This is a genomic window from Brevibacillus fluminis (genome assembly GCF_052072235.1).
GTDB lineage: Bacteria > Bacillota > Bacilli > Brevibacillales > Brevibacillaceae > Brevibacillus_D > Brevibacillus_D fluminis_A.
Genome location: NZ_CM125436.1, coordinates 152900 through 172542 on the forward strand (window position 1 = coordinate 152900; position 19643 = coordinate 172542).

Below are 19643 nucleotides of genomic sequence, written 5' to 3' on the forward strand. Positions count from 1 at the left end.
TTATACCCCTTTCTTTGTCGTTTGTTTTTTTAATTGATCTAATAGACGTAATGTTGCGGCAGAATATGGCTGAGGTTCCGCCTTTGTATATTGGCTGCGGAGTTTATTTACAAACTCTTCACGAGCTTGTCCGTAGAAACTGCGACACTTAATTTGATCAAGGCGACGTGATGCAAGCTTGCGTGTAACGCCAAACTCCGTAACAAGAATCCTGACAACGTCATGTTCGCATTGAGGCAACTCGATCTGCTTTATCATGAAGAAAGGAAGCGCAGCGTATAGGACAAAATGATTGGCTTGCTCTTCTTGCAGCTTTCTAAGCCCTTCTGGCATCCTAAGTTGGTTTCCAACATGACGCAGTCCATGGTATAACTCGTGAAGAAATGATAATTTCTGTTGCACGACGGATTTTAATGAATTTAGATAGATTACGAAAAAATCTTGATCAAACGGATCACGCATGACTTCTTCATCAATACCTGGAGCGACGGATACGGGTATCCCAAGGGTTCTGGAGAGGTTATCAACCGTAATATCTGAAGGATTTAGAATCGCATTTGATTTGTACAAATCTTCTGTCCATAGTTCGAGTTCTGTTGGCTCGTAATATCTAAACAAAACAATCCCCCCTGAATCGCAAACGTATGTTCGGTTAATAGTTTAAAATAATATCCCCTAAAGTATAGAGGATCTTATTGGTAGTTTATGTTTGATCATCGCTTGTTCTTTTTAATCTCCAAATACCTTTTTTTGTGTTTCCTGTATTCTTCCAACTTCCATTTGATCGTTTCAGGCATCTGGCCTATCTCATCCTTTATGAACTGTTTTTCGTCTTCAGGAAGGCTGTCATAGTCAGCAAATGCGCGTTCGACAGTTCGGTAGAGAGCGATTAGGTCATCATCGAGATTTTCCCTTTTGTCGGAAGGGGTTGGATCATCAGTACGGCCAGTCAAAATGAAATCCGAAGTGGAGTCGCAAACCTCGGCTATCTTAGCAACATCATCTGCACCTGGAGGTGTATAGTCTCGTTCCCAGTTAGAAACTTTTTGCGCGGAAACATTAACGCGAACAGCGAATTGTTCCTGAGTCCAGCCCTTTTCCTTCCGAAGTCTTCTTATTCTCTGTCCTACTGTTTCCAACACAAAATCACCTCCCGATACATTGATATTAGCAATAACTAACGGAGTTCGGTAGTTAAATAACGAAATTTGAGAATTTATTTAATATAACGCTTGACATTAACGAAATTCGTTAGTAATATACAGGTAACGGATAACGTTAGTTGGAGGTGATGAAATGGTACATGTGAATGTTCGCCGGATTCGTGAGGCAAAAGGTGTAACCAAAACGCATATGGCGAACATGCTAGGTATTTCTTTGCAAGGATACAGCCATATCGAGCAAGGAAACGTTCGACTTGACGTTGAACGGCTACGAGTAATTGCAGTTATTCTTTCGGTTGATGTAGCGATTTTTTTTGATGAAAAACTAACGGAATCCGTTATTTCCGAGATGATGAGAGCTAAACCGGCCTGAAAGGGTGATCGGCGATGATGGCTTTCGAGTTCGTTCGTAACAAGCGAAAGGAACTTGGATTGACACAACAGCAGCTTGCTACCAAAGCAGACCTCTCGCTCTATGTTGTAAAAAGATTCGAAGCAAACCGACCATACAATCCACTCATCGTTCAGGTAGAAAAATTGGCAAAAGCATTTCACGTCACCGTTGATTTCCTGTTGTTGGAACTGACGTGGCCATCAAAGGAGTGAATATAGTGCAGAAACAACCGGTACCAGCAGACCTCAGTGCATATCCTCTTCTGCTCAAGATGGATGAAGTAGCCGAGATCCTGCGCGTAGATCGCAAATACGCGTATGAAATGGCACGCCGCGCGGGTTTTCCGGTTATGAATATCGGAACCGATCAACGGGCCATGCTCCGCGTCCCGAAACACGAGCTGCTTAACTGGATGGAGCGTGAGTACGGCGTCAAGGTTACAGCTTGATGATTACAAGAAATCCGCACAACTGCATAGAGCGCCGAAGAGCGGGAGCGAGCGACGATCTGATCAGGAGAGAAAACCTGAGAGAGGAGCCGCGCCATAAAATACATGAACAGGTAACCGCCAAGACTCGACGCTGTATGCAGTTGTGCGATACGGAAGCGAGGTGAAACAGGTGGACATCCAACAGGTGCTAAGTCAGATGCCCGCAATTGTTATTGCAGAAGCTCTGAATATATCAGTACCAACTGCAATTCGAATGAAAAAGGGCGGATCGGCTCAAGTGGATTTTAAGAAAACGATTGAGTTTATCGCTAAAGTCTACGACCGGAAAGACTAAAAATCCTGAGTGGAATATATTCCCTAATCTTTTCGTTGTAGATTTCAACTAACTCTTCATCCTCACATTGAAAGTACACTCGATAGTCAAGCAATTTTTGTTCCATCTCTCTTGGGTCAAGCATTTCACCTTCAATTTCGTCATCAGGCGTAAGCCAAGCATCAAGAATGTTAAATAGGCGGACGTCTATTTTAAACAACTGATTTAGAAATGAATCCGAAATTGTGTTGCTTTCCATTAAATTGACTGCCTTGGCCTTGTCAGCATTAAACAGTTCAATCAATCTGTCTCGAAATTTGACGGGGTGATACAAGTAACGTTCTAACTTTTCTCCATGATAGGAGCTGTAGGAAATCGGAGTAATTTCTCCATCGGGGCATATCCGTAAAGCATCGCGAAATGTTTCTTCCCAACCAAGCGGTATGTTTTCCAAATCCAAGTCCCATAAATATTTGGCCACAGCGATTCACCTTTCTGCTAATTGCTATTTGAAGAACGCCACTCGCCAAAGTACACGTTCTTCCGACAAACAAGTTCGACAAAAGTTGTGGGAATCCCTACCAGTTAAAGAAAGCGAGGTGAACACGATGTCAGAAGAGCAACTCACGTTTCCTGAGCTGGATGCGCGTATCGCAGAGTTCATGGAAATAGAAAGGGCCAAGGGCCGTGACCCAGTAATCGTTTTCGATGACATCAGCGGATATAGAGTAAAAACTCGAGTCGTAGGTATCGTTTCTTCAACCATACTCACAGAGTTTGAACAGAACGCATATAAGAATGGGCGCTACTCCTCGATCGATGAAAAGTGGATAACAGCCCGGCATGCGAGACTGCTGTTGAACCACTTGGATAAAGAAAACCCCTCGGCAGCGTCGAGGGAGTCAGGAAGATGAGCTACTTATAGCTTACCAACTGCTTGTCCGTGAACGTAGTGGAACAAGTACACGAACACGATGTAAGAGCAAGATTGATTACGGAAAGGGAAGAGACACATGGATATACTACGCGATCTGTTACGAGAGTCGTTGCTCGTCAGCAACATCACACAGACCGCGATGGCTCAGCATGTCGGTACCAGCCAGCAAAACATCAGTGATTACATATACGGCAAGCGATCCATCCCGGCTGATCACATCGTGATTTGGGCGATTGTTACGCGGAGCCCGGAGCTGATCTATGAGTGGGAACGATCGATTGGGCTGCGACAAGACGGCCACCTCAATAACGTAAATCTGGAGCCGCTGCATGTTGCAGCTAAGTGGTTGGAAGAGGTGCGAGAGGCCGAGGGAGCGATTCGAGAGCTGATCCCTCAGCTCGTAAACAAGACTTCTGCCGAGGACTTCCTTTGCCAGGAGCTACGGGAAGGCGTAATGCGAGCGCTTGATGAGGTTTACGACGCAGAAAAGGTGAGCCGGTATCTAAGGGTTAGCTTCACGAAAGTCGGGTTTGATCCGCGAGAGATCGAGCTGCGCAACGAGGACAAAAGTAAACGACGAGGGTATCGCATCCAGATGAGACAGAGGGCTTATAGCCAGGTGGGGGTGACTACTCGATGACCGCATACGAACGTAACCTGCAAGTGTTGGAAGCCTTGGAGCGCACGTATGCGTATGATGCGGCGATGACGGAGTTGCTTTTGCCGGAGATAGCCAAGCGGTACACTACACCAGCGCAGCAAAACGAAAACTATCGGGCGCGGCTTCTTCATTTCCGTGCTGATATTGAGCAGAAAGGGGCTATGGGATGAATCTCCAGACGAAGCGCATGCAGTTGCACTTTTACCAACGCATGATGATGTACTCTCAAACCGCTGGCGATCTGGTCGCTCACGAGTTGTACAAGCAGATTACACGAGAATTGTCGCAGCAGATCAAGGAAATGGAAAAGACCGCCTGCTCCGAACAGACGGCCTGATCAAACCTGTACGATTTTTAAAAATCGGGATAAAGATAGCCTACCACAGCTACGTGAAAGGAGCAAGAGTATGAAAAGTATATCGCCCCAACTGGTTGAGTTGCAGCGCCAGCTTGCGAATGTCGAACAGGCATACCGCGAGGTTGATGAGGAATGGCGCACGGCGGATGTGGAGTATGTCAGACTGAAACGCCATCGCGAGGAACTGGATGTTCTCAAACGCGAGTTAGAGCATGAGATCAATTGGCGCGTAAAAGAAATCGCTGCGCTACAGGAGGCGATCAAGCATGACATCTCAGCTTGACACCGCATTTGATGTGGCCGGCGATCACCTGGACGGTCTGGTGGCAGAACTGGCGGAACTAGCATATGAACGCATTGCTGACACTTACGAACGGTCCGGCGATAGATTCATCGATGACAGTCGAATCGATCTTGAAGAAGCTGATGTTTTCGAGCAGGCAATGGATAGCGTACTTGAGGATTACGATGTTGCTGACGCAGATCAAATCAAAGAACTGGTTTGGAAGAAGCTTGATCACGGCGTGTTTACTGACGCTGCCGAATCGATCGTAGAGCGGTTTACAGCGGGATAACAGATTTCGGCTCCGCACAGGTGGTACAAGCTACGGTTTGTACTGCCGATGGGTGGTCGAAACCATCTATACATAGCGAGGTCAAGCGGGAGCAGTCATTGGAGCTGTAACGGCTGGTAGAGAGGTTGGGCTACTGGCGGCCTCGTGACTACACGAGAGGAGGGGAGTCAATGGGGGAAGCAGCGGAGTTGATTTTGTCTGGTCTGCTGTGCCAAGTGTGTGGTGAATATATGGATGATTTCGAAGAACCAGGCCATCCAAGAACTTGCGATGAGTGCAGCGATGAAAAGTAAAAAACTCCGCTGCAACGGAGTCTTAGGTGAAACGCTATGCAAGAATCGGTAAATCTAGCGTAGCGTGTTCGCCTCCAAAAAACAAGTAGGAGGAACCAGTGTGAAACGAATTTCCTTGATTAAATTGGTCCTACAAAACTTCAAGGGCATCCGTAATTTTACGTTAGAAGCTAACGGTGACAGTGTTCGGGTGTTTGGCGATAACGCTGTCGGAAAGACGACTTTATTCGATGCCTTCACTTGGCTTTTGTTCGACAAGGACAGCCAGAACAAGAAAGACTTTCAGATCAAGACGCTGAACTCGCACGGATGTGTGCTTCACGGGTTGGATCATGAGGTGGAAGCAACACTATTGATCGATGGCTGCAAAACAACATTGCGCAAAGTGTACTCGGAAAAGTGGACGAAGAAGCGCGGTTCGGCGACCGACGAATTCTCGGGGCATACGACGGACTACTTTGTTGATGGTGTGCCCGTGAAGATGAACGAGTACAAGTCCCGTGTAGACCAGATCGTCAGCGAGGATGTGTTCAAACTCCTCACAAGCCCAACGTATTTCAACGAGCAGTTGAAGTGGCAAGATCGGCGCAAACTCTTGCTGCAAGTATGCGGGTACGTATCCGACGACGAGGTTATCGCCGCAAACCAAGCGTTGGCGAAGTTGTCGGCTATCTTAAACGGCCGCAGCCTCGAAGACCACCGGAAAGTCATCGCGGCGCGCCGGGCGGAGATCAACAAGGAGCTGGACAAGATCCCGGTACGGATTGACGAGGTCCAGAAGTCGATGCCGGACACGGACGGACTAGATGAAGCAGCGTTGCAACTGGAGATCGACGCCTTGAAAGAGCGGATCGACAGTAAAGAGGCCGAGACGTTCCGCATCCGTTCCGGCGGCGAGGTAGCGGTCAAGGAGAAGCGGTTGCGGGAAATCGAAGGCGAACTGCTGGAGATTAAAAACCAACTGCAATCCGGCACACTGGAGCAAGTAGCGGCCAAGCGGCAAGTGGTATCAACCCTAAGAGGTCAGCACGACGACATCCAGCGGCAAATCAGCGACAAACGCTGGTCTGTCGACCGGAATAACCAACGTATCATTGCTACGCAGGAGGAAGCAAGTCGACTGCGCCAGCAATGGCATGAAGTCAACAGCGAAACGTTTGAGCATCATCACGATACGAACTGCCCAACGTGCGGCCAGGCGCTGCCAGAGGAACAACTCCAAGCTGCTCATCAGAAGGCACAGGCTGATTTCAACCGCCGGAAGGCAGAGCGGTTGGAACAGATCACAGCAAAAGGAAAAGCCGCGGCGGAGGAAGCAAAGCGGTTGGAGCAAGAAAATGCCGTGCTGGCTGATGCGATAGCGGCTTTGGAACAACAAGCCGCTGTGAAAGAAAAGGAAATCCAATCCGCCGAATCCGAATTGACTGACCTGCAAACAGGCATCAAAGACGTGGAAAGCGATCCGCAGTACGTCCAGAAGAAGCAGGAAGCTGTGGTCATCCAACAGGAGATTGACCAACTCCGCGCATCTGTACAGGAAGCCGCGGCGAAGGTCCGGGAAGAAATCGCTACCATGAAAGCACAAGTCCAAACCTTAGAGCGGGAGAAAGCGAAGTTTGCCCAGGTGCACGCAGCTGAACAACGTATCGCGGAGCTGGCGACACGCGAAAGAGAGCTGGCCGCAGAGTACGAGCGGCTTGAACAAGAGTTGTTCCTCACCGAAGAGTTTATCCGTACCAAGGTCAATCTTCTGGACGAAAAGATCAACAGCCGATTCCAGTTTGCTCGCTTCAAGCTCTTCGAGCAACAGATCAACGGTGGACTGGCGGAAGTGTGCGAGACGACATACAACGGCGTCCCATACTCTGGCGGCTTGAACAACGCAGCGCGGATCAACGTCGGTCTGGACATCATTAACACGCTATCCGAACACTACGGCATCACAGCGCCAATCTTTATCGACAACGCAGAGGCCGTGACGAGCCTCATCCAGACAGCCGGTCAGCAAATTCGCCTCATCGTCAGCGAAAAGGACAAGCAGTTGCGGGTCGAAACGTCAAATCGGGACATGAAGGAGGCGGTGTAGATGACTGACCAAACAAACGCAGTAGCACAAAGAGAACTGACGCAGTCCGAGCGCTTCATGAATAAGGTTGTTTCCGAGTTTAGCGCAAGCGTTGGAGTTATTGCCTTAACCGACTTCCAAAAGCGCCTTGCTCAAAACTATTTCATCGCGCTGGATGCTGTTTTGAGAACAACCGAAGAGAAACGTTTGAAAAAAGCAGAAAAATATCGCGATCCAATGCCAGTCACTTGGCCCAATGTGAACATGGAGAAGTTAGCCCGCGATGTCGTGGCTATGGCTAGAGTTGGATTTGACCCGGCTCAGCCGAACCACATAAACCTGATCCCCTTCAAGAACAACAATACGAACAAGTATGACATCGCCTTTATCGAAGGGTATCGCGGTATCGAACTCAAGGCGACAAAGTACGGCCTAGACGTACCTGATAACGTGATTGTCGAGTTGGTCTACTCCACAGACAAGTTTCGGCCAATTAAAAAAGATTGGAGGAACGAGTGCGAAGGATACGAGTTTGAGGTCACTAATCCATTTGATCGCGGAGAGATCGTCGGTGGCTTTTACTATCACCAGTACACACAAAAACCTCAAAAGAACAAGCTGGTCGTGATGAGCCTCAAGGATATCTTGAAGCGCAAGCCAGACCACGCAAGTCCGGAGTTTTGGGGCGGCCAAAAAGATAAGTGGGAAAATGGGCAAAAGGTAGGCAAGGAACAGGTCGAGGGCTGGTACGAAAAAATGTGCTGGAAAACCGTTTACCGCGCTGCCTATAGTGATATCACCATCGACAGCCAAAAGATCGACGATGACTACTTGCGCCTGAAACAACTCGAAACGGAGTATGCGGCAGCGGAAGTAGCTCAGGAAATCCGGGAGAACGCCAACAAAGAAGTGATCGACATCGAATCGGAAGTAACGGTCGTCGAGAATACATCGTCGAGGGTGCACGAAGATCAACAACCTGATCTCTTTGCTGCTCAACCTGCCGAAGGGCCTGGCTTCTGATGATCGAGATCAGACCACTCGGCTCCAGTAGCGCCGGAAACGCCTATCACATAACCGATGGATACACCGCCTTGTTGCTGGAGGCGGGTATCCGCTACAAAGACATTCAAAGAGCATTGAACTTCCAAACGACGAATATCGCAGGTTGCCTTATCAGCCACGAGCACGGTGACCATTGTAAGGCGGTGACGGACATCGTAAAGGCTGGGGTAGACGTGTATGCGTCCCAGGGCACGCTAGATGCTCTGGGGCTATCCAGCCACCGCGCAAAGCTGGCGAGGGCCAAACAGCAGTTCAAAATTGGTACATGGACTATCCTCCCGTTCGATGTGGAGCACGACGTGTCCGAACCGCTGGGGTTCTTGATGGCTAATCAGGAAGGCGAGAAGCTGGTGTTCATCACGGACAGCTATTACTGCCGGTACAAGTTTTCGGGATTAACGCACATCATGGTCGAGTGTAACTACAGCGTGCAAATTCTGGATCAGAATATCGCATCTGGACGCGTTCCGGCCGTCATGAAAAAACGTCTTCTGCGATCACACTTCAGTCTTGAGAACGTCAAAGACTTTCTCCGCGCTAATGATCTATCCAGCGTACAAGAGGTTTGGCTGCTTCATCTTAGCGATAGCAACAGCGATGAAGAAGTGTTTAAACGGGAAATTCAAGAACTCACAGGGAAACCGGTCTGGATCGCAAAGAGGTAAGCCATGAGTAAACATACCGAATGGTTTCCGCTGCCTGACCTATACCGCACATTTGAAAACCCGGAAATATTAAAACGGTTTGCAAAGGCGTATATGGCGCACAATTTTCCGGCGTGGAAACCAATCAAGATCAATAACTACAGGGTTCTGGCCAAAAGGGTTGGTGATGAAAATGGGCTTGTTCAATGAGGTTCGGGCTGTTCCGAAGCCAAATCATAAGCGGCGTGTGAAGAAGCAAAAGGAACGCGGTAGAATCTCGCGTGCTGCATACGATGAAGTATGGAAACGGGACAGAGGACGATGCGCGCTTTGCCAAAAGAACGAGAATGAGGTTTGGACGCTAGAAGTACACCACATCATTCCGCGCAGCGCAGGTGGCTCAGGAGAGGCTCACAATCTCGCCTTGGCATGCGGGCCCGCAACGCAAACAGGGACTTGCCACTGGAAGGCACATAACACACGCGCCGGTCGACAAGCGTTCGAAGAATATCTCCAAAAAATCTATGGCGATAGCCCTTGGTGGTGATGGCATGAACTACATAAGAGAAATTAACGCATTCTATGATCGGCTCGAAACAAACCCACTATCGACATCTGCAATTGCTTTGTGGCATGCGCTAATGCAAATAAACAATAAGGCTGGATGGATAGATACGTTTGCGGTGGCTGTATCGGTGTTGTGCGTTAAAACTGGACTATCAGAAAGAACCATCACCAACGCTCGAAATGAGTTGAAACAAAAAGGGTACATTGATTTTTTATCAAGGAAAGGCAATAAGTCGGCAACATACAAAATCGAAAGTCTGTCAGCAATTATTTCCGACAAACTTTCCGACAACAAAACCGTGTCAGCAATAAATGCCGACAGTGCTTCCGACTTTCTTTCCTGCACTGTTTCCGATAGCGTTTCCTGCAATCCTTCCGCATTAAATAAACAAAACAATACAAGAGGAAACGAAACAAATAATTATATATCGTCTGAATCTGATGATCTTTTGTCGTTGATCAACCAGCTAGGCATTTCCTGCAAAGGTGCCTACCAACTGGACGAACTAACAGCATTCGTCGGCTTGATGGATGTCGAGTTGGTTAAAGAAGCGCTACGTAGGTCGGAAAAGAAAAGCGTTGCATATGCAATATCAATTCTTAACGGCTGGAACAAGGAGAAAATAAACACCTTTGAACAGCTACAAACTCAGAAAACGCGTGGGTCGTGGAAGAAGGGGAATGTTCGTCTGCTTTCGGACAAGCTACCAGCCTCTGTGCAGCGGCAGTTGCAACGCGAACAAGAAAAAACCGAACCAAACACAGCGACATCTCGGAAAACTGTTCTGGACGATCCAGAATTAAAACGCTACTTGGATGCAATGCGGGCAAGGCAGCAAGCTAAGTGAGGAGGGTAACATATGCAAGAACTTCAGAATGTATTCAATTTTCGGGAAAGGCATGTGCGGGTGGTAGTCAGAGACGGTGAGCCGTGGTTCGTGGCAAAAGATGTGTGCGAACCACTTGGATTAGATAACGTGAGCCTGGCAATCAATGGTCGAGCCGATCGTCCTGACAGCGGTCTCGATCCAGACGAAAAGGGGATTGCCATTGTCAATACCCCTGGAGGACCGCAGGAGATGGCGGTTGTTAACGAACCTGGTCTCTACAGCTTGGTGATGAAGAGTCGGAAGCCGGAAGCGAAAGCCTTCAAGCGCTGGATCACCCATGAAGTCATTCCGTCGATCCGCAAGCACGGTATGTACGCCAAAGACGAGTTGCTCGACAATCCAGACCTGCTGCTGGATGTTGTGTCCAAACTCAAAGAAGAGCGGGACAAGCGGATTGCTGCAGAAAGACGTATTGAACTGGATCGCCCCAAAGTGATCTTTGCTGAGGCTCTGGAGACGTCGAACACGAGCATCCTGATCGGTGAGTTGGCAAAAATCCTGAAGCAAAACGGAATCGACATCGGTCAAAACCGCTTGTTCGCCCACCTGCGGGAGCAAGGGTATCTCGGGCGCAAAGGTGAGTATTACAACATGCCGACACAGCGCGCAATGGATCTCGGGCTGTTTGAGATCAGAACAAGGACGATCAATAACCCAGACGGTAGCGTACGTGTGACAAAGACAACAAAGGTAACTGCTAAGGGGCAGATGTATTTCGTGAACAAGTTCAAAGATACGAAACAAACGGCATAGGAGGAGAAACAGGATGAAGCTACTGAAAGCGGTATTGGTGGACAAGCTACTCCGCCGTGGAATCACGGTGGCCTGCGGTAAGCCAGTAGAGGAAGCGAGTATCGAGGAGCTGCAGGATGAATGGGCGCGGTATGAAATGCAACGGAACCCACGGCGATCAGCGTAAGGGAGGAGAAGGCATGAGGCGGAAATCAAGTCAGGCAAACCGTGGACAAGCTTTTGAAGGCCTACTGAACTTCACAAATAAGCAATACAACAATGCCGGTGTCGCGCTGATTAACAAACGGCCAACTCCATTGAAGCCCATTCGGCAACAGGGGTTCCATGTACTGGCTGCATATGATCAGAAGTCTACGGTTGATTACGATGGCATTTACAAAGGACGAGCAATCTTCTTTGAAGCAAAAAGCACGCGAGAGCAAACGAGTTTTCCGCTAAAGAACATCGAACGGCATCAAATTGAGTATCTTGAAAACGCTGAAAAGCAGGGCGGAATTTGCTTCTTCCTGATCGAGTTCGCTGTAACCCAGGAGGTGTTTTTCCTTCCGTTAGCAACAGTTCGGCAATACATGCTCCATGCACAAAGCGGTGGCCGCAAAAGTATCCCCAAAGATGATTTTGAATATTACGCCTATCTTGTCCCTCAGACAAAAAGAGCTGTTCTCGACTATTTAGTATGGGTGGACAAACTAATCGGGGAGGCAGCCTAACGTGAACGGGGCTGTAGCTAATATTCGGAACCAGCGCGCGGGAGAGTGAGGAAGATGAGCTATCACAAACCGACGAGCCGTGAGAACAAAGAAAAAACACGGCCAGAATTGGCGGTTTCATACGCAAGCGAGTGCATTACCCGTCCAATGACGCCAGAAGAAAAAGCATGGATGGAGAGCTTGCCGAAGCCCGAGAAAGACGAGTCCAAATTTACGCTTGAAGGCTTTTATAGACGCAAAAAGAAGGCGGGAAGGCCATGACTGTAGTGAAACCGAAACCGGATCATCCGTGGCGCCGTGGCTGCATCATCAAGCGAGAGGTACGGCAGCAGATCAGCAACTCCACCACCAATTCGTTCATCAACAACTACAAGGTCGGTGGTGGACTGCCAAGCTGGAACGGCAGGAAGTAACCTATCGGGGGTAACGCCTTCCGGGCTCGCCGAACAGCTCTTGAAGCCTTGCAAATTGTCTGACGGGCAAATCGGGAAAGACGAGAGAAACCTGGCCGTTGATAATCTCGACGATGTAGGGGATTTCCATAGCGTCAAGCGCGGCGCGCTGAGATGAAGATTGTTTCCATTCGATCAGAACATAAAACGACTTAGCACTCATGTGATCACACTCCTTGTCCACAGGCTAGCACACAGCTTTGGGACAAAAAAAGAGGTGGCCTCAGTTAATTATGTAGAACCGATCCGAGATGTAAAAATGCTGAAACGAATGAAAAAGCTTCTGAAAAAGCAGTCGAAACGGGACGCCTTCTGTTCACTTTTGGGATCAATACCGGGCTGCGCATATCGGACATATTGCCGTTGCGTGTATGCGATGTGAAAGGCAAGACGCATTTGCTGATCACCGAGAAAAAGACAGGAAAGCGCAAGCAGTTCTTGCTAAACGACAAGTTGCAAAAAGCAATCAACAAATACACCAAGCATAAGGCTGCGACGGAATATCTTTTTGCCTCAGGGCAGTTTAAGAAGCCGATTTCCAGAGTGCGAGCCTATCAAATCATAAACGGAGCTGCTAGGCAAGCGGGCTTGTCGAATATCGGGACACATACCTTACGCAAAACGTTCGGGTATCACTTTTATCAGCGTACAAAGGACCTGGCGACTCTCCAGATGATTTTTAATCACAGCGCGCCGGCGATTACTCTCCGGTACATCGGCATGAACCAAGACATGATGGATGCGGCGGTAAACGGATTCAACCTATGATTTTCACAATCTCAATTATGTAAAACAGGGGGATGAAAGATGAGTCATTACTTCTACATCACACCCGACGAATACGCAGAAGCGGCGAAAAATGGCGTTGATTCAGAGAACTTGAATCGTCGCGTACGGTTACTAGGCTGGCCGAAGGATAAAGCGATCCAGACACCCCTGCGAAAGCTAACGGACAGGCGCAAATGGGTCGAGATTGCCAAGCGGAATGGTATTGGGTACAGCACGTTTATGAACCGAGTGAACAATCACGGATGGGGTATGGAAAGGGCAGCAACAGAACCGCTACAGGATAGGCGAGCTGCAGCAGCAGAAGCTACAGAGAAGATTCGAAAAATACCGCGCAAAATCATACAACTCGCTGAACAAAACGGGATTGCCTACCACACCTTGCATGCTAGAGTGATGAGGCATGGTTGGGATTTCGAAAGAGCTGCTACGCAACCAGTAATGTCTCATGCCGATATTGGACGGATCGGGGCACGTAACGTTCGTGTGAAGTACGGAGATTGGAATCGTGTATATCTGAATAGTGGAAAGAAGTTATCTTTCAACAAAGGCGGTGAACATCAGAGTGCAGGTGGATAGAGAAATCTTTGTCGATAATTTCGCCGGCGGAGGCGGGGCCAGCGTTGGAGTTGAGATGGCAATTGGCCGCAGCGTTGATATAGCAATCAACCACGATCCGGCAGCGATCGCAATGCATCTGGCAAATCACCCAGAAACAGTGCATTATTGCGAGTCGGTCTGGGACGTTGATCCACGCGAGGTAACGCAGGGACGGCCGGTGGGGCTGTGCTGGCTCAGTCCGGATTGCAAGCACTTTTCCAAGGCCAAGGGCGGGAAGCCAAAGGAAAAAAGCATCAGGGGGCTAGCATGGGTGGCCGTTCGATGGGCTGCCACAGTAAAGCCGCGTGTGATAATGCTAGAAAACGTAGAGGAATTTAAAACGTGGGGGCCTCTGCTCAAGGATGGTACGCCGGATCCGAAAAACAAGGGCCGAGAATTCAACGCATTCGTCAATGCGCTGCGGAGGCAAGGATACCAGGTCGACTGGAGGGAGCTGCGGGCCTGCGATTACGGCGCGCCGACGATTCGGAAACGGTTCTTTCTGATTGCACGCCGCGATGGTCGCCCAATTGTATGGCCGGAGCCGACCCACGGAGATCCAAACAGTGTAGAAGTAAAGCATGGGAGATTGAAGCCGTGGCGGACGGCAGCCGAGATTATTGACTGGACTCTTCCGTGCCCGAGCATTTTCAAGCGAAAAAAGCCACTGGCAGAGAACACGCTGCGCCGGATCGCACGCGGCATCCAGCGATTTGTAATCGACAATCCTAACCCATTCATTATCAAGGTGAATCATCAGGGGGAGCAGTTTCGCGGGCAAGAGGTTGACGAACCATTGCAAACCATCACAGCGAACGAACCTCTACGGACCGCCACGACAGGCGACCACCATATGTTGATCAGTCCAGCGCTTATTCAGATGGGTTATGGCGAGCGACCGGGGCAGGAGCCGCGCGTTCTCGACCTTGAGAAACCTGTTGGAACAGTAACGGAAGGCGGGAACAAGTTCGCGGTAGCGGAAGCGGTACTCGCAGTGCCACATATCACAAAATTTCGTACCGGAGCGACAGGTCATGATGTTACGGAGCCATTGCACACAATAACCTCCGGCGCAGGAAGCAAACGGCCGGCAGGAGCAGCTCACGCGATGGGAATGGTCACAGCTTTTCTTTCTCGACAGTTTGGGCAATCTGTCGGGCATACCGCCGATGTGCCAGCGGGGACCATCACGGCCGGTGGCGGTGGAAAAAGCGCCCTTGTCACATCTCACTTGATCAAACTGCGTGGAACGTGCCAGGACGGGCAACCGGTTACAGAACCTATGCCGACAATTACTGCAGGCGGGCTACACGTCGGAGAGGTTCGAGCTTTCCTACTCAAATATTACGGCAGTGCAGACAACGGCCAGCAACTAGGCGTGCCGCTGCATACGGTCACAACAAAGGGCCGGTTCGGATTGGTGACGATCGAGGGGACTGAATATCAAATCGTTGACATCGGTATGCGCATGCTCGAGCCACACGAGTTGTTTGCATCTCAGGGCTTCCCAAGCAATTACATCATCGATCGTGATGCAGACGGCAAAGCATATCCAAAATCAGCTCAGGTCGCGCGCTGCGGGAACTCAGTGCCTCCACCATTCGCAGAAGCACTGGTACGGGCGAACCTGCCAGAGCATTGCGCGGGAGCCGGTAACGTGGCCGTGTTCGAACGATACAAAGAGCAGCCGGTCGGGCAGCTGGCACTGTCAATTTAACATATTGCTCAGAAAGTAAAAGTGGGGGGTGAAAACGGTGGCAAGATCACCACTTATTTGGTTCGGGGGAAAGTGCAAGGTTGCGCATCACATCATCAGCAAAATGCCACCGCACGCCTGCTACGTTGAACTGTTCGGCGGTGCAGCGCATGTGATTGCCCAAAAGCCTCCCATAACCATTGAAGTTTACAATGACATCGACGGCGAAGTGGTCAACTTCTTATTGGTGGCCAGAAACGAACCAAAACGTCTGCGGGCAGCATGCGAGTCATTGCCATACAGTCGCATGCTTTACGAGAAGTGGAAGCGAGAGGAACCGCCGGCAGACGATTTTGAACGGGCAGTGAGATTCTTCTATGTGAACAGATCAGGTATCGCGAAAGGAAACTCCGACTCCGTTTTCTCCACTGACACCGGTTGGAGACACGGCAGGGAGCATAACACTGCCCGGACTTACCAATCAGCTTGCCAGGCAATCGAGGCGTTTGCCGAACGGATGAAGACGGTCATGATCGATAACCGTGACTTCAGGGAGATTGTGAGGGTGTTTGATTCGCCAACGACACTGTTTTACGTTGACCCTCCGTACATCGGTCGAGAAAAGTATTACGCGCTGACAGAAGCGGACAGAGAGGAACCGGAAAGGATGCATCGTGATCTGGCAGAGATCCTGAACAACATTCAGGGTAAGGCGATTATCTCGTACTACGACCATCCACTTTTGGACGAACTTTACCCAAACTGGCGGCGAGAGACATTTACATCTGCCCGTCAGGTGGTCAATGGCAGCAATAACATCGCAGAGGAATTGCTGCTCATGAACTTCGATGACGGCCAGATGACGATCGATGATCTTTGATTGGGGGAGGACGAATGAATCTTGTTGACGCTGTTGTAACCAAAGTGCTAAGAGAGCCAAGGTACAACGATCAGTACACAGATGTAGGGGTCGTTTGGTGGGAAGTAACGGTCGAATATGACTGCTACGGTCGGACTGGAGAACGGACACTCACCTTTAAGACAAAGGAAGAAGCTGAGAAGGTAACGCCTGGGTACGAGTTTCAAACTTGATTTACCACAATGTATAGGAGGAAAAGGGCATGTTTTTAGTCTGCATCGACAAGAAAAAGAAAAGTTGCTCCGGATGGTTTGTTAAAACAAAATCTTTCCACTCATCCTGCCGAGCCGAAAAGTATTGCGATCATTTGAGCAGAAACGGCAAAGAATGGCGTTTGATCGAAATCGGATAAAGGCAGAAGTTTATCATAATCGTTAGTGAGCAAGAGCGATAGAGCGGATCAAAAAAAGATGTGGAGACAATGGCAAAGCTTGTACAAGCAGCCGGTCAGTGAGCGGAGGTAGTAGCATGCGTAAAACGGACATCGTGGTTGGACAAGTTTATTCAAACGGTCATCCTGTAGGCAGTCGTTATCGGACTGTTCGGAAGGTGCTGGACATTTACAACGGACATTACCGGTTCACAGACCGAGAAGAAACGTTGGTCCGATTCGTCTGTACCGAGGGAAAGTATGGTGACAAGGGACGGGAAAGCGAGATTACCCTACAGGCATTTGCAACCTGGGCGAAAGAGGTGGTTTAACACATCGGTAAGCGAGGAGGACATAGGCAATGGAAGCAAAGACATATCCAACCATGAATGCGCGGATCGTTGACTTACTGAAACTGTCGAGTGATCCTATTCACGCTTATGCAGCGAAGCGAATCGAGGAACTGGAAGCGGAAAATGAACGATTGCGTGAACTGCTGCAATACGAAGAGGACAGGCCAAGATTCGATATGGATGCTAACGGACACTTAACAAGACACACGATTTGTAAAACGGGAGGGTCCCAAATGAGGAAATGCTGTTATGTAAATTGCGAGAGGGAAGCAACTACAGAAGGCTTTGTGTTTGCAAGAAATCCAGAAGGCGGGACAGAAATCGCGACTGCTGTACAAGCATGTGATGAGCATAAAAATGAACCGGGATTTTTCGAGGCTGAGGGTAGTTTGACATAACATTACTTTTGAGAAGGGGATGGAGATAATGACAGATTTGAGCGGAGCAACTGTTACGCTTGGATACAATGCACTGAAGAAGTTGGAAGAGAATGAAGCAGCCCTTAACGCGATCGTACAACACATCAGCAGTTCGACGACAGTGGATGAAGGCGGATGGATTGATGACAACACACCTGAACCATCCACAATCAGGATTGATTTGCGGAAACTGAAACCACTTTTGCTGCAATATTGCCTATACGGTAAGGAAGAACATGAATTTTTGGAACCGGACGAATGCAACATCATCTTCGAATATGGCGAAGATTCAATCGTTGAGTTGCGGGAGGGCATGGCATGAAAAAACGTCAACGGAACAAGATTTTGAAGATTGTCGCTCGTCAGATCAATAGCGGTGACTTCTCCCCATTGCCAGCCAAACATGAACGTTGCGTGAAAGAAACGATGGGCAAGGTCTTTGACCGCAAGTATGTCACTGAGTTTCGTCCTTGGTGGTACGAGCAGGAATGGGACGAGCTTGACTATACAACTGAGATTAGAAAGTTCTTCAAGAAAGTCGGGCAGGAATTTGAAGAGTTGTATGGATTGAACGTAGAGAAGTGGAAGCAGTATGTTGCTTTGAATCGTGAGAAAGTGGCGTGATGGAGGGGAAAGGGATGGGAACAGCAATCGAATGGACGGACGCTGTTTGGAACCCGGTTACAGGCTGCACCAAAGTATCGGAAGGTTGCCGCAATTGCTACGCTTTTGCACTTCATGACATGCGGCATAAGGCGTACATGGAGGGTAAGAAGCTACCGCAGCAGTACGCAAAGCCTTTCAGCGAGATTCAGTTTTTTCCTGATCGGCTGATTCAGCCATTGAAATGGAAGAAGCCGCGGCGGGTATTCGTTAACAGCATGGCCGACTTATTCCATGCGAGTGTGCCATTTGACTTCATCGACAAGGTGTTCGCAGCAATTGCGCTAGCGCCTCAACATACCTTTCAGATTCTCACCAAGCGTCCAGAGCGCATGCAAGAGTACATGAACATGCCTGACCGAGATGAAACCATTGGACAGACTGCCATGCTTCTATACGAACAGTTCGGCAAAGGTGATTGTAGCCTGGCAGCTGGACTTATACACGGCCCCGGAAAAGCAACAAATCTGCCTGGTGTTCCTGAAAGGCTGGAAGCGTGGCCACTTCCGAATGTCTGGCTCGGGACAAGCGTTGAGAACCAAAAAGCAGCGGACGAGCGGATTCCGCTGCTGCTTCAAACGCCGGCAGCAGTTCGGTTCCTGAGCTGCGAGCCGTTGTTAGGGCGGGTTGATCTGGAATGGCCTGAGAGCCTGTACGGTCCAGAAAAAGACTTGTGGTGCTGCAACGGATACATGTGTGGATGCATGGGTCAGCCGATCGAACCGCCATTGATTCATGGAATCGATTGGGTAATAGCAGGTGGAGAATCTGGTCCGAAAGCGAGGCCGGTTCACCCCGATTGGCTGGCGAGCCTGCGGGATCAATGCCAGAGATGGAATGTGCCGTTCTTCTTCAAGCAGTGGGGCGAATGGCTTCCAGCACACGAGCTGCTTTGCAACACGGCTGGCATCAAAGGTAAGCCCTGGCACAATTTTGATCCTGACACATCGGTATGCAGGGTAGGAAAGGATCGAGCTGGGCGATTGCTGGACGGCAGAGAGTGGAACGAATTTCCGAATGGAGGCGATCAATGATGCAAGCAGGACGTGAGATCAAGTTTCGGGGAAAATGCATAGCGGATGGTGAGCTAAACGGGAAATGGGTGTACGGCGACTTGATCCAAAAGAACGGAAAAGCATACATCGCACCGCATGGCAACTCCGTAACAGTCATTGGTCATATCGGTAAAATGCTAGTCATGCACGAGGTGAATCCCAACAGCATAGGGCAATTCTCTGGCCTAAGCGACAGGAGCGGCAGAGAGATATACGAGGCGGACATCGTCAAGTTCAGGCACTCGTCAGAGCCAGAATACAATCTGGAGGCGACTGTTGTTGAATGGGTGCCTCAGTGGTGCCGGTTCTGTATAGATGGAAACTCAGGATTGAACGCCAATATGAACCTTGAGATAATTGGCAACCGGTATGAGAACCCTGATCTGCTGGAGCATGGAGGCGATTGGTGCAGCAAGTGCGGACTGGTTGAATTGCCAGCGGATAGTCCATATCATCATTGCGATCAATGCCGAGCTAGTAGGTGATTTTAC

The 19643-nt window shown here is 49.3% G+C and carries 34 protein-coding genes and 1 pseudogene; 31 read left to right on the plus strand and 4 right to left on the minus strand.

All coding sequences use genetic code 11. The features are described from left to right. Both ACTID9_RS00775 and ACTID9_RS00780 read right to left on the minus strand, forming a co-directional pair. Window positions 1-618 carry an ImmA/IrrE family metallo-endopeptidase gene (locus ACTID9_RS00775; protein ID WP_441069322.1) on the minus strand — a complete coding sequence of 206 codons (618 nt, stop codon included), beginning with the start codon at window positions 616-618 and terminating at the stop codon, window positions 1-3. Window positions 619-713: 95 nt separating this feature from the next. After that, window positions 714-1142 (minus strand): helix-turn-helix domain-containing protein, encoded by a 429-nt coding sequence (locus ACTID9_RS00780; protein WP_441069324.1) that lies wholly within the window; start codon window positions 1140-1142, stop codon window positions 714-716. 154 nt (window positions 1143-1296) lie between these two features. On the opposite strand from ACTID9_RS00780, the gene ACTID9_RS00785 reads away from it, so the two are divergent. The 3 genes from ACTID9_RS00785 to ACTID9_RS00795 are packed head-to-tail and all read left to right on the plus strand — an operon-like array spanning window position 1297 to window position 2005. Then, a complete protein-coding gene (locus tag ACTID9_RS00785) occupies window positions 1297-1536 on the plus strand; it encodes a helix-turn-helix domain-containing protein (RefSeq protein ID WP_441069326.1) in 240 nt (79 codons plus the stop codon). Window positions 1537-1550: 14 nt separating this feature from the next. Then, complete coding sequence (locus ACTID9_RS00790; RefSeq protein ID WP_441069328.1) at window positions 1551-1769, plus strand: helix-turn-helix domain-containing protein; 219 nt, start codon at window positions 1551-1553, stop codon at window positions 1767-1769. A 5-nt stretch (window positions 1770-1774) separates the two neighbouring features. Further along, a complete protein-coding gene (locus ACTID9_RS00795; protein ID WP_441069330.1) occupies window positions 1775-2005 on the plus strand; it encodes a helix-turn-helix domain-containing protein in 231 nt (76 codons plus the stop codon). 311 nt (window positions 2006-2316) lie between these two features. On the opposite strand, the gene ACTID9_RS00800 is transcribed toward ACTID9_RS00795, so the two are convergent. Further along, complete coding sequence (locus ACTID9_RS00800; RefSeq protein ID WP_441069332.1) at window positions 2317-2802, minus strand: hypothetical protein; 486 nt, start codon at window positions 2800-2802, stop codon at window positions 2317-2319. A 127-nt stretch (window positions 2803-2929) separates the two neighbouring features. Here ACTID9_RS00800 and ACTID9_RS00805 point away from each other — a divergent pair, with 127 nt between their 5' ends. The 18 genes from ACTID9_RS00805 (at window position 2930) to ACTID9_RS00890 (ending at window position 12252) form a co-directional block, all read left to right on the plus strand. Then, window positions 2930-3235, plus strand: coding sequence for a hypothetical protein (locus ACTID9_RS00805; RefSeq protein ID WP_441069334.1), 306 nt, complete (start codon window positions 2930-2932; stop codon window positions 3233-3235). A 99-nt stretch (window positions 3236-3334) separates the two neighbouring features. Continuing rightward, window positions 3335-3898, plus strand: a complete 564-nt coding sequence (locus ACTID9_RS00810; protein WP_441069336.1) for a hypothetical protein — start codon at window positions 3335-3337, stop codon at window positions 3896-3898. Then, entirely contained in the window at window positions 3895-4089 is a 195-nt protein-coding gene (locus ACTID9_RS00815) for a hypothetical protein (RefSeq protein ID WP_441069338.1), read from the plus strand. The genes ACTID9_RS00810 and ACTID9_RS00815 overlap by 4 nt, the downstream gene beginning before the upstream one ends. After that, a complete protein-coding gene (locus ACTID9_RS00820; protein ID WP_441069340.1) occupies window positions 4086-4256 on the plus strand; it encodes a hypothetical protein in 171 nt (56 codons plus the stop codon). Before ACTID9_RS00815 ends, ACTID9_RS00820 begins: the two co-directional genes overlap by 4 nt. A 70-nt stretch (window positions 4257-4326) precedes the next feature. After that, window positions 4327-4560: a hypothetical protein gene (locus ACTID9_RS00825; protein WP_441069342.1), complete on the plus strand. Its 234-nt coding sequence runs from the start codon at window positions 4327-4329 to the stop codon at window positions 4558-4560. Then, complete coding sequence (locus ACTID9_RS00830; protein ID WP_441069344.1) at window positions 4544-4852, plus strand: hypothetical protein; 309 nt, start codon at window positions 4544-4546, stop codon at window positions 4850-4852. Before ACTID9_RS00825 ends, ACTID9_RS00830 begins: the two co-directional genes overlap by 17 nt. Window positions 4853-5022: 170 nt before the next feature. After that, the gene (locus tag ACTID9_RS00835; protein WP_441069346.1) at window positions 5023-5145 is read left to right on the plus strand and encodes a hypothetical protein; all 123 of its coding nucleotides are present in this window, start codon (window positions 5023-5025) and stop codon (window positions 5143-5145) included. A 100-nt stretch (window positions 5146-5245) separates the two neighbouring features. Further along, a complete protein-coding gene (locus ACTID9_RS00840) occupies window positions 5246-7231 on the plus strand; it encodes an AAA family ATPase (protein ID WP_441069348.1) in 1986 nt (661 codons plus the stop codon). After that, the gene (locus ACTID9_RS00845) at window positions 7232-8233 is read left to right on the plus strand and encodes a recombinational DNA repair protein (RecE pathway) (protein ID WP_441069350.1); all 1002 of its coding nucleotides are present in this window, start codon (window positions 7232-7234) and stop codon (window positions 8231-8233) included. It begins immediately after the preceding gene. Continuing rightward, the gene (locus ACTID9_RS00850; RefSeq protein WP_441069352.1) at window positions 8233-8940 is read left to right on the plus strand and encodes an MBL fold metallo-hydrolase; all 708 of its coding nucleotides are present in this window, start codon (window positions 8233-8235) and stop codon (window positions 8938-8940) included. Before ACTID9_RS00845 ends, ACTID9_RS00850 begins: the two co-directional genes overlap by 1 nt. A 3-nt stretch (window positions 8941-8943) precedes the next feature. After that, complete coding sequence (locus ACTID9_RS00855; protein WP_441069354.1) at window positions 8944-9129, plus strand: hypothetical protein; 186 nt, start codon at window positions 8944-8946, stop codon at window positions 9127-9129. After that, window positions 9113-9466: an HNH endonuclease gene (locus ACTID9_RS00860; protein WP_441072346.1), complete on the plus strand. Its 354-nt coding sequence runs from the start codon at window positions 9113-9115 to the stop codon at window positions 9464-9466. Before ACTID9_RS00855 ends, ACTID9_RS00860 begins: the two co-directional genes overlap by 17 nt. Window positions 9467-9470: 4 nt before the next feature. Further along, window positions 9471-10334, plus strand: a complete 864-nt coding sequence (locus tag ACTID9_RS00865) for a helix-turn-helix domain-containing protein (RefSeq protein ID WP_441069356.1) — start codon at window positions 9471-9473, stop codon at window positions 10332-10334. Window positions 10335-10346: 12 nt separating this feature from the next. Then, window positions 10347-11129, plus strand: a complete 783-nt coding sequence (locus ACTID9_RS00870) for a phage antirepressor (protein WP_441069358.1) — start codon at window positions 10347-10349, stop codon at window positions 11127-11129. Window positions 11130-11142: 13 nt separating this feature from the next. Beyond that, window positions 11143-11295 carry a hypothetical protein gene (locus ACTID9_RS00875; RefSeq protein WP_441069360.1) on the plus strand — a complete coding sequence of 51 codons (153 nt, stop codon included), beginning with the start codon at window positions 11143-11145 and terminating at the stop codon, window positions 11293-11295. Window positions 11296-11308: 13 nt separating this feature from the next. After that, complete coding sequence (locus ACTID9_RS00880; RefSeq protein WP_441069362.1) at window positions 11309-11839, plus strand: Holliday junction resolvase RecU; 531 nt, start codon at window positions 11309-11311, stop codon at window positions 11837-11839. Window positions 11840-11893: 54 nt separating this feature from the next. Further along, window positions 11894-12100, plus strand: coding sequence for a hypothetical protein (locus tag ACTID9_RS00885; protein WP_441069364.1), 207 nt, complete (start codon window positions 11894-11896; stop codon window positions 12098-12100). Further along, a complete protein-coding gene (locus ACTID9_RS00890; RefSeq protein WP_441069366.1) occupies window positions 12097-12252 on the plus strand; it encodes a hypothetical protein in 156 nt (51 codons plus the stop codon). The genes ACTID9_RS00885 and ACTID9_RS00890 overlap by 4 nt, the downstream gene beginning before the upstream one ends. A 1-nt stretch (window position 12253) precedes the next feature. On the opposite strand, the gene ACTID9_RS00895 is transcribed toward ACTID9_RS00890, so the two are convergent. Further along, window positions 12254-12454 (minus strand): hypothetical protein, encoded by a 201-nt coding sequence (locus ACTID9_RS00895; RefSeq protein ID WP_441069368.1) that lies wholly within the window; start codon window positions 12452-12454, stop codon window positions 12254-12256. A gap of 96 nt (window positions 12455-12550) precedes the next feature. On the opposite strand from ACTID9_RS00895, the pseudogene ACTID9_RS00900 reads away from it, so the two are divergent. The 10 genes and pseudogenes from ACTID9_RS00900 (at window position 12551) to ACTID9_RS00945 (ending at window position 19637) form a co-directional block, all read left to right on the plus strand. After that, a pseudogene (locus ACTID9_RS00900) lies at window positions 12551-13059 on the plus strand (tyrosine-type recombinase/integrase). A gap of 39 nt (window positions 13060-13098) precedes the next feature. Then, window positions 13099-13656: a hypothetical protein gene (locus ACTID9_RS00905; protein WP_441069370.1), complete on the plus strand. Its 558-nt coding sequence runs from the start codon at window positions 13099-13101 to the stop codon at window positions 13654-13656. A gap of 55 nt (window positions 13657-13711) precedes the next feature. Beyond that, entirely contained in the window at window positions 13712-15394 is a 1683-nt protein-coding gene (locus ACTID9_RS00910; RefSeq protein WP_441072348.1) for a DNA cytosine methyltransferase, read from the plus strand. 37 nt (window positions 15395-15431) lie between these two features. After that, complete coding sequence (locus tag ACTID9_RS00915; RefSeq protein WP_441069372.1) at window positions 15432-16253, plus strand: DNA adenine methylase; 822 nt, start codon at window positions 15432-15434, stop codon at window positions 16251-16253. 507 nt (window positions 16254-16760) lie between these two features. Then, a complete protein-coding gene (locus ACTID9_RS00920; protein WP_441069374.1) occupies window positions 16761-16994 on the plus strand; it encodes a hypothetical protein in 234 nt (77 codons plus the stop codon). A gap of 29 nt (window positions 16995-17023) precedes the next feature. Further along, on the plus strand, window positions 17024-17413 hold the full coding sequence (locus ACTID9_RS00925) for a hypothetical protein (RefSeq protein ID WP_441069376.1): 390 nt from the start codon (window positions 17024-17026) through the stop codon (window positions 17411-17413). Between the two features lie 28 nt (window positions 17414-17441). Continuing rightward, entirely contained in the window at window positions 17442-17756 is a 315-nt protein-coding gene (locus tag ACTID9_RS00930) for a hypothetical protein (RefSeq protein WP_441069378.1), read from the plus strand. Further along, window positions 17753-18058, plus strand: coding sequence for a hypothetical protein (locus ACTID9_RS00935; protein ID WP_441069379.1), 306 nt, complete (start codon window positions 17753-17755; stop codon window positions 18056-18058). The genes ACTID9_RS00930 and ACTID9_RS00935 overlap by 4 nt, the downstream gene beginning before the upstream one ends. A 14-nt stretch (window positions 18059-18072) precedes the next feature. After that, window positions 18073-19131: a phage Gp37/Gp68 family protein gene (locus tag ACTID9_RS00940; RefSeq protein ID WP_441069381.1), complete on the plus strand. Its 1059-nt coding sequence runs from the start codon at window positions 18073-18075 to the stop codon at window positions 19129-19131. Beyond that, window positions 19128-19637, plus strand: coding sequence for a YopX family protein (locus tag ACTID9_RS00945; protein WP_441069383.1), 510 nt, complete (start codon window positions 19128-19130; stop codon window positions 19635-19637). Before ACTID9_RS00940 ends, ACTID9_RS00945 begins: the two co-directional genes overlap by 4 nt. Window positions 19638-19643: the final 6 nt, after the last annotated feature.